10 protein-coding genes and 2 pseudogenes are annotated in these 10,764 nt (G+C 67.7%); 5 read left to right on the top strand and 7 right to left on the bottom strand.

Going from position 1 to position 10,764, the window contains the following annotated elements; all coding sequences use genetic code 11:
• The first annotated feature begins 135 nt into the window (after nucleotides 1-135).
• Together ACY34J_RS21805 and ACY34J_RS21800 are read left to right on the top strand one after the other, a co-directional pair.
• Nucleotides 136-1,194 (top strand): DNA polymerase Y family protein, encoded by a 1,059-nt coding sequence (locus ACY34J_RS21805; RefSeq protein WP_462761971.1) that lies wholly within the window; start codon nucleotides 136-138, stop codon nucleotides 1,192-1,194.
• 149 nt (nucleotides 1,195-1,343) lie between these two features.
• Nucleotides 1,344-2,204 (top strand): esterase/lipase family protein, encoded by an 861-nt coding sequence (locus tag ACY34J_RS21800; RefSeq protein WP_462728199.1) that lies wholly within the window; start codon nucleotides 1,344-1,346, stop codon nucleotides 2,202-2,204.
• A 121-nt stretch (nucleotides 2,205-2,325) separates the two neighbouring features.
• Here the strand turns inward: ACY34J_RS21800 and ACY34J_RS21795 are convergent, their stop codons facing one another.
• Genes ACY34J_RS21795 through ACY34J_RS21785 form a run of 3 tightly spaced genes read right to left on the bottom strand, consistent with a single transcriptional unit; the run spans nucleotide 2,326 to nucleotide 3,871 of the window.
• Nucleotides 2,326-2,733 carry an arsenate reductase ArsC gene (locus ACY34J_RS21795; protein ID WP_462728198.1) on the bottom strand — a complete coding sequence of 136 codons (408 nt, stop codon included), beginning with the start codon at nucleotides 2,731-2,733 and terminating at the stop codon, nucleotides 2,326-2,328.
• Nucleotides 2,734-2,759: 26 nt separating this feature from the next.
• Complete coding sequence (locus tag ACY34J_RS21790; RefSeq protein WP_462728197.1) at nucleotides 2,760-3,503, bottom strand: aquaporin; 744 nt, start codon at nucleotides 3,501-3,503, stop codon at nucleotides 2,760-2,762.
• Nucleotides 3,500-3,871 carry an ArsR/SmtB family transcription factor gene (locus ACY34J_RS21785; protein ID WP_462728196.1) on the bottom strand — a complete coding sequence of 124 codons (372 nt, stop codon included), beginning with the start codon at nucleotides 3,869-3,871 and terminating at the stop codon, nucleotides 3,500-3,502. Before ACY34J_RS21785 ends, ACY34J_RS21790 begins: the two co-directional genes overlap by 4 nt.
• 106 nt (nucleotides 3,872-3,977) lie before the next feature.
• Here ACY34J_RS21785 and arsM point away from each other — a divergent pair, with 106 nt between their 5' ends.
• Nucleotides 3,978-4,874 (top strand): arsenite methyltransferase, encoded by an 897-nt coding sequence (gene arsM, locus ACY34J_RS21780; RefSeq protein WP_462728195.1) that lies wholly within the window; start codon nucleotides 3,978-3,980, stop codon nucleotides 4,872-4,874.
• 176 nt (nucleotides 4,875-5,050) lie between these two features.
• Here the strand turns inward: arsM and ACY34J_RS21775 are convergent, their stop codons facing one another.
• Nucleotides 5,051-6,046: a lytic polysaccharide monooxygenase auxiliary activity family 9 protein gene (locus ACY34J_RS21775; protein WP_462728194.1), complete on the bottom strand. Its 996-nt coding sequence runs from the start codon at nucleotides 6,044-6,046 to the stop codon at nucleotides 5,051-5,053.
• Between the two features lie 380 nt (nucleotides 6,047-6,426).
• On the opposite strand from ACY34J_RS21775, the gene ACY34J_RS21770 reads away from it, so the two are divergent.
• Complete coding sequence (locus ACY34J_RS21770) at nucleotides 6,427-7,254, top strand: hypothetical protein (protein WP_462728193.1); 828 nt, start codon at nucleotides 6,427-6,429, stop codon at nucleotides 7,252-7,254.
• A gap of 1 nt (nucleotide 7,255) precedes the next feature.
• Here the strand turns inward: ACY34J_RS21770 and ACY34J_RS21765 are convergent.
• The 3 genes and pseudogenes from ACY34J_RS21765 to ACY34J_RS21755 form a co-directional block, all read right to left on the bottom strand.
• Nucleotides 7,256-7,463: pseudogene (locus ACY34J_RS21765) on the bottom strand (IS630 family transposase); the annotation flags it as partial.
• 109 nt (nucleotides 7,464-7,572) lie between these two features.
• Nucleotides 7,573-7,953: a hypothetical protein gene (locus ACY34J_RS21760; protein WP_462728192.1), complete on the bottom strand. Its 381-nt coding sequence runs from the start codon at nucleotides 7,951-7,953 to the stop codon at nucleotides 7,573-7,575.
• 16 nt (nucleotides 7,954-7,969) lie between these two features.
• Entirely contained in the window at nucleotides 7,970-9,316 is a 1,347-nt protein-coding gene (locus ACY34J_RS21755; protein ID WP_462728191.1) for a S1 family peptidase, read from the bottom strand.
• 227 nt (nucleotides 9,317-9,543) lie between these two features.
• Between ACY34J_RS21755 and ACY34J_RS21750 the strand changes: the two are divergent.
• A pseudogene (locus ACY34J_RS21750) lies at nucleotides 9,544-10,607 on the top strand (IS630 family transposase).
• Nucleotides 10,608-10,764 lie beyond the last annotated feature (157 nt).

Below are 10,764 nucleotides of genomic sequence, written 5' to 3'. Positions count from 1 at the left end.
CCCCTTGAAGAGGGGGTGGGCCGGCTGGAGAAAACATCCGGCGCGAAGCGCCGAGGCCAGGTGACGTCGGCGGCGGCCGGTCGTGAATCCGCAACCCTGCGCGATCCGGCCGCTCCGGCCGCGGGTACGGCGGCGGTGCCCGCCGCATCCGTCGCACCCGCGACGGGGCGGCGCGAGGCCGGCGTGTTGTATGTGCGGTTTCACGGGCGGCGGGCGCTCGGGGCCGATACGTACGGGGAACTCCTCGGCCTCCTCGCCGAGTTCACCCCCGTGATCGAAGCCCTCCCACCCGACGCCGCGCTCGCCGACGTCCGCGGCGCGCTGCGCTACTTCCGCCGGGACGCGGCCGGGATCGCCGCCCTTGTACGCGTCCGGGCGCTGGCCCGCTACGGCGTCGACTGCACCATCGGCGTCGCAGCCAACCCGTTGCTTGCCCGGATGGCCGCACAGGACGGTCCGGCGGCGACGCTCGGCGCGATCCGTACCGTCCCCGACGACCCCGACACCGTCGCCGAGTTCCTCGCGCCCAAGCCCGCCGCCGCACTGCACGGCGTCGGGCCGGCGACGGCCCGCACGCTGGACGCGTACGGCCTGGACAGCGTCGGCCGGATCGCGGCCGCGCCGCCCGCGGCCCTGCAGCGCATCCTCGGTGCGAGCGCCGGGCGGCGCATCCACGAGCGGGCGCGCGGGGTCGACCCGACCCCCGTCACCCCGAACGCCCCCGCCCGCTCCCTCAGCGCCGAGCACCGCTTCGGCGGCGACGAGTTGGACCCGGACCGGCGGCGCCGGGCGCTGCTCACCCTCGCCCATGGGATCGGTGTAAGGCTGCGGACGGAGGGCCTGGTGGCCCGGGGGCTCACCCTGACCGTCCGCTACGCCGACCGCTCCACGACCACCCGCACCCGTGCCCTGCCCGAACCAACCGCCCACGGCCCGGAACTGACCGCCGTGGCATACGCGCTGCATACGGCACTCGCCCTGCAGCGGGCCCGGGTCCGCGCCCTGTCGCTGCGCGCCGAGGACCTGACGGACGCCGAACGGGCCACGCGGCAGCTGCTGTTCGACCCCAGCGACGACAGGGTCCGGCGCCTGGAGGCCGCCGCGGACCGGGCCCGTGCCCGGTTCGGCGTGGCCGCGGTGCGTCCCGCGGCGGCCCTGGGCTCGGTCCCGGGTTCGGACCTGGACGTCGCGTAAAGGGCATGTGTCAATTTCTTTACCGTCGTATGACTGGTCACCCTTTTCTACTAGAGCGTAACTTGACATGAGCACAGCTCTCATGTGATCCGGATCACATCCTGAACGGGCGTCCACCCACCGCCCGTTAGCCCCCACAAGGAGATCACATGAAGCTGCCCTGGAAGCGTGGGCGAAGGCTCCTGCCTGCTCTTCTTCTGACGGCCGGTCTGACGGCCGCACCCACCGCCGCGCAAGCCGCGACCCCCACCACCAGCGGCTGGAACGACTACTCCTGCCGGCCGTCCACCGCACACCCCCACCCTGTCGTACTCGTGCACGGCACCCTCGGCAACGCCATCGACAACTGGCTCGGCCTTGCCCCCTACCTGGTTCACCGCGGCTACTGCGTCTTCTCCCTCGACTACGGGCAACTGCGCGGCGTGCCGGTCTTCTACGGCCTCGGCCCCGTCGCGGACTCGGCGCGCCAGCTCTCCGACTACGTCGACCGCGTACTCGCGGCCACCGGCTCGGACGAGGTCGACATCGTCGGGCACTCCCAGGGCGGCATGATGCCGCGCCACTACCTCAAGTTCCTCGGCGGCGCAGCCAAGGTGCACACCCTGGTCGGCCTGGCCCCCGACAACCACGGCACCACCCTGAACGGCCTCACCCGGCTCCTCGACTACTTCCCGGGCGCGGCGGACGCGATCCAGGGCACTGCCCCGGGGCTCAGTGACCAGGTGGCGGGTTCGGAGTTCATGAAGCGGCTCAACGAGGGCGGCGACACCGTCCCCGGCGTCAGCTACACGGTGATCGCGACCCGGTACGACCAGGTCGTCACGCCGTACGAGTCGCAGTTCCTGTCCGGGCCGGACGTACACAACGTCCTGCTCCAGGACCTGTGCCCCATCGACCTGTCGGAGCACGTGGCGATCGGGGTGCTGGACCGGATCGCCTTCCATGAGACCGCCAACGCCCTCGACCCCGAGCACGCCACACCGACGACCTGCGCATCCGTCGGCAGCTGACACCTCGACAGCCCCCCCCGCAGCCCCGGCCGCGAGCGCCCTCGCAGCCGGGGCTGCCTTTTCGCTCCGCAGGATCGGCAGGTGCCCATGGCTGACGGGGCGACGCTCAGGAGGGCGACGGCTATGCGATCTCGTCGATCAGTGTGCGGACGCGCTGCTCGATCTCGTCGCGGATCGGTCGGACCGCGTCGACGCACTGGCCCGCGGGGTCCTCGAGCTTCCAGTCGAGGTACCGCTTGCCGGGGAAGACAGGGCAAGTATCGCCGCAGCCCATGGTGATCACCACGTCGGACGCCTGCACCGCCTCTACGGTCAGCACCTTCGGGGTCTCGGCGGAGATGTCGATGCCGACTTCCTTCATCGCCTCGACCACGGCCGGGTTGACCGTGCCGGCGGGGGCGGATCCGGCGGAGCGGACCTCGACGCGGTCGCCGGCGAGGTGGGTGAGGAAAGCGGCGGCCATCTGCGAGCGGCCCGCGTTGTGCACGCAGACGAACAGCACGGACGGACGCGGGGCGGCATTGCTCATGGCGGTCTCTTCCTGGAGTGGGTGGTTCAGGGGGCGGGGGAGGCGGCGAGTTCGGACTCGTCGCGTGGGACGACGACGTCACCATCGGTGGGTACCGGACGGCCGAACAGCAACGCGACCAGGCCGAGGCCGATGGCGGCACCGGTGAGTTGGGCGGCGATGAACGGCGCGACGGAGGCGGGAGCGATTCCGGCGAAGGTGTCGGTGAAGGCGCGGCCGACGGTCACCGCCGGGTTGGCGAACGACGTTGAGGACGTGAACCAGTAGGCGGCGCCGATGAAGGACGCCACCGCGGCCGGGGCGAGGTGGGTGCGGCCGGTGCGGGTCAGGCCGAAGATCAGCAAGGTGAGTCCGGCGGTCGCTATGACCTCACCCAGCCACAGGTGACCGGCGAAGCGGTCATGGGTGGACCACTTCACCAGCGGTTCGGCGAACATCGCGTTGGCCAGTACGGCACCGCCGATAGCGCCGATGGTCTGGGCGGCCGTGTACGCGGCCACTTCGCGCAGGGTCAGGCCATCGCCACTACGGCGGCCGGTGAGATGGGCCGCGAGGGAGACGACGGGGTTGAAGTGGGCGCCGGAGACGGGGCCGAGCAGGGTGATCAGCACGCCCAGGCCGAAGACGGTGGCGAGCGAGTTGGCCAGCAGTTGCACGCCGATGTCCCGGGACAGCTCGGTGGCCTGGATGCCGGATCCGACCACTACGGCGACCAGGGCGGCGGTCCCGACCGCTTCGGCGGCGGCACGGCGACCCAGCGGGGCGGTCACGCGGTCGCTCCGACGGTCTGCGGGACCCGCAAAACGGCCGCCAGTCGGTCCAGGGCGGCGGGCAGCACCCAGTAATAGACCCAGGTCCCGCGGCGTTCGCAGTCGATGAGACCGGCCTGCCGCAGCAGCTTGAGGTGGTGGGAGATCGTCGGCTGGGACAGCTCGAAGGCGGGCGTCAGCTCGCACACGCAGACTTCGCCGCCGTCCCGGGAGGCGATCATCGACAGCAGCCGCAGCCGCACCGGGTCGCCCAGTGCCTTGAACGCCTTCGCCAGGCCGGCGGCCTGCTCCTCGTCCAGCGGCGCGGAGGCCAGCCCCTCGCAGCAGGCGCCGGCCCGGCCGAGTACCTCAAGTTCTTGCTTCGACATGTCTCTATGTTGACGTTCTTCGATCCAAGGCGCAAGCTTGTATCAACGAACGTCAATACAGGCCGCTCGGAGAGGGCTGCCGGGCTTAGTTATCGAGGAGTGAGTCATGAGCGAGCAGTCCACCGACTTGCGCGAGACTGTCCGTCGACGCTACGCCGCCGCAGCCGTCCAGGCTGCCGAGGGCGGAGACGGATGTTGCGGCCCGCGGGCGGTCGGGGTCGATGAGAACTTCGGCTCCACCCTGTACGCGGCCGACGAGCGTGACGAACTGCCCGCCGAGGCAGTCGCCGCCTCCCTCGGCTGCGGCAACCCCACCGCCGTCGCCGACCTCCACGAAGGCGAGCGCGTCCTGGACCTCGGCTCCGGTGGCGGTATCGACGTCCTGCTGTCCGCCCGCCGTGTCGGCCCGACCGGGAAGGCGTACGGCCTGGACATGACCGAGGAGATGCTCGCCCTCGCTGTGGCCAACGCCGAGAAGGCGGGCGCCACGAATGTCGAGTTCCTCAAGGGCACCATCGAGGCCATCCCGCTGCCCGCGAACACCATCGACGTCGTGATCTCCAACTGTGTGATCAACCTGTCCACCGACAAGCCGGCCGTGTTCGCCGAAACCTTTCGGGTGCTGAAGCCCGGCGGCCGGATCGGCGTCTCCGACGTCGTCGCCGACGACAACCTCACCCCCGAGCAGCGGGCCGAGCGTGGTGACTACGTCGGCTGCATCGCCGGCGCCCTGTCCTTCACCGAATACCGCCAAGGCCTGGAAGCCGCCGGGTTCACCGGTATTGAGATCACCCCGACCCACCAGGTCGCCAATGGCATGCACTCCGCGATCGTCCACGCCACCAAGCCCGGCGCCGCCGAGGCTGCCGCGGCCGGCACCGCGGCCTCGGCGGATGCCGGCTGCGGCGTCACTGCCTGCTGCACCCCGGAAGAGCAGGCGCAGGACCCGTCGACCACGGTCAGCGCCGCTGAAGCCGCAGCCGGCTGCGGCTGCCAGAGCTGAACCACATCGACCTTCGACCAGACTCTCGCCGGCCATGAGCTGTCCCGGCGCCACTGGCAGACCCTCAACTCCCTCCAGCGCTCTGAACCTCACCGCGTGGCCAGGCGGGCTCCACCATGGTGCCGCCGCCCCTCTCGACCTCGAAGGAAGAGAGGGGCAGCGGGGTGTGTGGACGCTCAGCTCCGGGCGTGGGCAGCCTTACGCCGGGCGGGCTTACGCCGGGTGGAGGCGAACAGTACGGCCGCGCCCAGAGCGAGCACGCTCGCGCCGCCGAGGGCCAGCGGTGTGGTGCTGTCGGCCTTGCCGGTCTGGGCCAGGCGCTGGTCGTCGGGTTCCGGGTTGGCGGAGCCGTTCACCGCGGGCTGGTTGGCGGCCTGTGTGTCCACCGCCTGTGCCATGTCCTGCGTGGCCTCCGCGCCGTCGTCCCCGCCGTGGCCCGCGGTCGAGTTGTCGGAGCCGTCCGAGGTCTGCTCATCGCCCGGGACGGACACGGTCGGAGTGGGAGCCAGGGTGGAGCCCCCAGCGCCATTCCCGTCGCTGTTGTCGAACACCACGTCGGAGCAGGTGTAGAAGGCTTCCGGGCTGTCCGAGCGCTGCCAGATGCTGTAGATCAGCTGGCGGCCGGACCGGTTCGGGACGATGCCCTCGAAGACGTACTCGCCGCCCTGCAGCTTCGGGTTCGTCACCCTGGCGAACGGCTCCGCCTCCAGGTCCGACCACTTCAGCGGCCGGGACGGGTCGTATCCGTCCTTGGTCATGTAGAGCTCGAATGAGCCCTTGTGCGGGGCGGTGGCCTGGTAGCGGAAGGTGTGGGCGCCCGCGGTTATCTGCTGCGCCGGCCAGTCGGCTCGGGGCAGATCGAGCCCCTTGTACTTGTCCCGGCCGGCGCTGCACAGCTTGCCGTCGGGGATGAGCTGTCTGTGCTTCCCCGCGGCGCCCGCGATGTTGACCTCGTTCCAGTCGTACAGCGCCTGAGTGCCGCCGAGCGCGACAGCTGCCTTGCACGCCGCCGACCGCGGGTGCTCCGGCCCCTCTGCGAAGCAGGCGGACGCCCGGCTGGCCGGATCGGTCATGGAGCCATGAGCGACGGCGGGCCCGGCGGCCAGTGCCGTGAGCACGAGCGGCGCGGTACCGACGGCGGCGATTTCAGCGGCCCTGCGGCGTGCGGTCATCTCGAGTCTCCTCGAACGGTGGGTTGGGGGTGGAGCCCGCATGACGGGAGTACGACCCGGCGGCGCAGCCCCCCGAAGACAGCGCCGACAGGGTCGTTCCCCTCCTGTCGTTGAGAACGCTAACCCCGCTGAATCGCGCATTCCGCTGCTGGGACAGGGAACTGGCCATCCTTATGGTCCGCTTAAGGTGATCCTAAGAAGGCCATCAGAGAGCCCTGCGACGCACGCCCACGCCACCTGGGTGCGGTGGCGCAGTTGTCCGTAGTCGTCCAGATGGGGCCACGTCGTGTCGCAGTCTGTGGCTCCCTGTCTGGCTCCCCGCAGGGTCCGTGCAGTCGTCTCAATTCGAAGAGCGGCCCGGAGGGAGAGGACAGCGGTTCGTGATCGGCCAGCAGCGCACCGTCGGCACGGAGGACGGATACGTCGGCGTGGAGCAGCGGGCTGAAGTCACCCCGACCAGCGACGGCCCCAACCACGCCATGTCCGTCGATATGGCCCTCACTCCACTGGTTTGCGCGAGCACCACACAGGCACGACATCATCTGTGCATGAGGCTCATCCTGGACAACAACATCTGGTCCTATCTCGGTGAACAGGACGGCAAGCTCGCTCTGGAGCGCTTGGTCCTCAGCCGCGGCGTCTCCGTACTCACGCCGCCGGCCACTCTGCTTGAGGTCCTGCGCAATCAAGACCAGCGTCAGAGAGACCGAGTCATATCCGCAATGACGTCTCGACACTGGGTCAGGCTTTGGAGTGAAGTCGACGTCGAGTGCGAAGAAGTTGTGTCCGAAGCCAAACGGGTCCGGCCTCACTGGGTGCGGCAGCTGCCCCAACCGGCCAAGCCAGCTGAGCTAAGAAACTTTTGGACGCGCAAGATCTGGCGGCAGGCTGCATCGAACAGTGCCCCCCTGGCAGCAATGGAGTCGACCATCACAGAGGCAGTCGAGTCGCATGTATTCTCCGTGCTCAAGCAGAACAGCTTGTCGGCACGCGAGATCGGCTGGCAGGCCAAGCGGCTCGACAAGATCGCCTATACCCCCACCAGCGACACCCGGCTGCATACCTTGCTGGCTGGCAGTCCGGAGTTCCAGCTGATGGGTGGCGTGTCGAGGGGCGAGACGTGTATCGATATGCCCTCGCTACCAACGCCTTACGACAGCTACGCGGGCTGGACACGACTCACACAGACTGGCTCCTCCCTTACCTGAGCGCCAGGGTGTAGGTCTGGTCCGGCCAGCCGTGCGCGACAGCTCCCTTGTCCAGCTCGGCCTCCAGGACGCCGAACAACTCATCGCGCAGCAGCGGTAGTGAGGCCGGGCTTTCGAGGCCAGGACCTGCGGACCACCTTCCTCCAGGCTTTTCGCCACCGTTGTACAGAGCGCACGCTGACCCGCAGGTCATGGGCGAGGACCGCGCTCAGCCCCCGACGACATCACGTATTCAAGGTCAGTAGGAAGGACTTGTCACGGAAGTGTGGGAGTGCGGGTACGGCCCGCACCGCGCGGGTGCGGGCCGTACGTGAGGTCTCACCTGCCGCTGCTGCCGGGAGGCTTGACCGAGACTTCGGCGTCGGTCGAGCCATCGATGACGGCGCGGCCGCCCAACGGGTTTGCCAGCCGGTGAGTTACTTTTTCTATCTTTCCGATGGGCATGCAGGTCGTAGTTCCTAGGCGATGCTTTGACTTGATCAACGCCGTCACTCGGACCTCATGCTGTGATTCTTTCCATTCCACGCGGCTGGTGGCACCGCAATTGTCGACCCCGACCAAGAATTCGATCGTCAAGTGACGGCCGTCCTGCGCCAGGCTCGCTGCGTGCAGTGGCACGGTTTTCTCCGATCCGAGCCATAGCCAAACCCCGCACACCGCAACACCGAGGATCGCTAGCGGAACGACGATACGCTTCACTGTCGCCATTCTCCGGCTAGATGATTCCGTACGGGCCTGGCGTGGTCACGACGTTGTCGAGGCCCAGGCCAGCGAGGGCGTGAGAGATGTGGACGTAGACGCAGGTGTCGTTGCCAGGGACACGTGTGATCTTGAGACTGACAATGCCTCGGGCCTGGTTACCATAAAGGGCGGGACCTCCCGAGTCGCCGGGGTTACAGTCGGCGTCGACTTCACGGCCGTTTGTGTAGGACACTGTGGCGCCCCAATAGGTTGTCCCTGAGAAGGAGTGTGACCGTGACAGGATCTCTCCGCATCGTAGATCAGCGAAGTTTTGGCCGGTGATGCAGCTGATCTGTCCCACAGTGTCTGCGCTCGCTGACTGGCTTGAGGTGATGGTGCGCAACCGCTGCTCGGTGGGCATAGTTGGCGTGTACCAGAGGACGACCTCGTTGCTCGCCTGGACTGGGGATATTTCAATTCGTTCGGCGTCGTTGGCGGAGGTATCGATACGGTCCGCCCATCCTACGTAGTTTGCGCCCTGAGACCAATTCATATCTATGGGACCGCAATGCCCTGCGGTTAGTAGGAAGTACCCGGCTAGTGACTGGGCGACGAATGAGGAGGTGCATGAGTATCCGTCGCTAGAGGAGATGGCCTGACCGCCCCGGAACGGGGGGGAGTTCGTGTACTGCGTGCCAACCAAGGCGGCATCGCCCTGCTCAACGCTGACCGGGGAATCCGAGGGCAACCAGTTGGAGAGCCAGCTTCGAGTTGCTTCCACGTTGCCGGCTACTAGTACCCGAAGCTCGTTGCTGCGCTCGTCGAGTGCCATGCTCGATACAGCGATGCTGTCCTGGGCAGCGCGGGCTGCCACTCGCTTCTCAAGATCGGTGAGATCGGCGATTGACCAGCGTGACCGCTGGACAACGAGGCGGTCCGGGTGGCTGACAGTACGGGACAAGGAAGCACGGACTGCCGTGGTCTGCCCCGTGACAGCAACCGTCAGCTTGCCGCCACCGCGGTTGTCCATCCAGATCCCAGCCAGTGCATCAGGACCAAATTTTCCGGTGACGGTCGAGCGGATACGGGACGCGTCGTCAGCAATCACCTTCTGTCGGAAAGCGAGTTCCTGATACTCGGCATCCGTGAGCGCCACACCGAACGTGCGGCGGCTGTCGTTGTGAGAGATGGCAGCCCTAACCATCTGGTCTTCACTGGTCCGAAAGCCCATGCTGGCTCGGAAGTGAGTAACTTGAGCGGAGCCCGGCTCGCCGCCGGTGGTGGCCTGTGGCGCTGGTCTTGTAGCTTCTGCCGCCGCCAGGGGCTGGACCCCCAACGTAATCGCGAAGCCCGTGACAACAGCAAGGAGTTGGAGACGCACAACAAACACCCCTTCAATGAGTGAGGCGCCCCCAGTCCGCCGAGGCAGAGCGTAGAGATACGAAGTCTTGCCCGTCAAGATCATGATCTTGACTTTTTTTGTAATGTTGAGCTCGGAATTTGATCAGTTGTGCCGGTAACTAGTGCTGTGACCGCATTGGTTCGCCGGGTAGGGTGGTTGGAGCGGTTGGATGGGCGGTGACGTCCGTTCCGACCGCTGGAGGTGTGGTGGCCGAGCCTGTGCGGGTGCGCAGACTGACCGATCAGGAAGAGCAGAAGCTGCAGCAGATCGTGTGGCGGGGCAGTACCAGTTCGGTGCGCTATCGCCGGGCGATGATGCTGCTGGCGTCCGCCGGCGGGAATTGGGTTTCGGTGATCGCCCAGCTCGTCCAAGCCGACGAGGACACGGTGCGGGAGGTGATCCACCGGTTCAACGAGATCGGGCTTGCCTGCCTGGACCCTCAATGGGCGGGAGGCCGTCCCCGCCTGCTCAGCGATGACGACGAGGACTTCGTGATCCGGACGGCCACCACCCGCTCCACCAAGCTCGGCCAGTCCTTCACCCGCTGGTCGATCCGCAAACTCGCCCCTACCTGCGCCGCGTGCACGGACGCGTCATCCGCATCGGCCGAGAAGCCTTACGGCGTTTGCTCCTGCGTCGTGGCATCACCTTTCAGCGCACCAAGACATGGAAGGAGTCCCCCGACCCCAAGCGCGATGCCAAGCTCGACCGGATCGAACAGGTGCTGTAACGCTTACCGGACCGGGTCTTCGCCTTCGACGAGTTCGCCCCCTGGGGATCAGGCCCACCGCCGCACCCACGGCGTCACCTACTTCCACGCTGCTACGCCATCGGCGACGACACCCTGTGGGGCGTCAACCGCCGCCGCAAGGGCACCGCTAACAGCCTTGCCGCGCTGAAGTCGATCCGCGCCGCCCAACCCGACGGCGCCTCGATCTACATCATCTTGGACAACCTCTCCGCCCACACCGGCGCGGACATCCGCCGCTGGGCGAAGAAGAACAAGGTCGAGCTGTGCTTCACCCCGACCTACGCCTCCTGGGCCAACCCGATCGAGGCCCACTTCGGCCCGCTGCGGCAGGTCACCCTGGCCAACTCCCACCACCGCAGCCACCCCGCGCAGACCCAAGCCCTGCACCGCTACCTGCGCTGGCGCAACGCCAACGCCCGACACCCCGACGTACTCGCCGCCCAACGTAAGGAACGCGCCCGCATCCGCAGCGAGAAGCGCATCCGCTGGGGCGGATGCCCCCTCCAAACCGCAGCCTGATTAACCCGGCGAACCTATACGGTCACAGCACTAGTAGTGCTTGGTCAGGTCGGTGCCGGGGTGGGTATGTCGCGGTGGCAGGTGGGGCAGGCGCCGGTCCAGATCGCGAGCAGGGTCTGCAGCTCGCGGACGACCTGGTAGAGGCTCAGGCCGGCGT

Source organism: Streptomyces sp. HSS9-12 (assembly GCF_054963655.1).
The sequence above is the reverse complement of the archived record's forward strand: the minus strand, read 5'-3'. Positions and strand labels throughout refer to the sequence as shown.

Coding starts and splice junctions, on each gene's coding strand:
- ACY34J_RS21800 (WP_462728199.1), top strand. CDS start 1,344: ATGAAGCTGCCCTGGAAGCGTGGGCGAAGGCTCCTGCCTGCTCTTCTT.
- ACY34J_RS21795 (WP_462728198.1), bottom strand. CDS start 2,733: ATGAGCAATGCCGCCCCGCGTCCGTCCGTGCTGTTCGTCTGCGTGCAC.
- ACY34J_RS21785 (WP_462728196.1), bottom strand. CDS start 3,871: ATGTCGAAGCAAGAACTTGAGGTACTCGGCCGGGCCGGCGCCTGCTGC.
- arsM (WP_462728195.1), top strand. CDS start 3,978: ATGAGCGAGCAGTCCACCGACTTGCGCGAGACTGTCCGTCGACGCTAC.
- ACY34J_RS21775 (WP_462728194.1), bottom strand. CDS start 6,046: ATGACCGCACGCCGCAGGGCCGCTGAAATCGCCGCCGTCGGTACCGCG.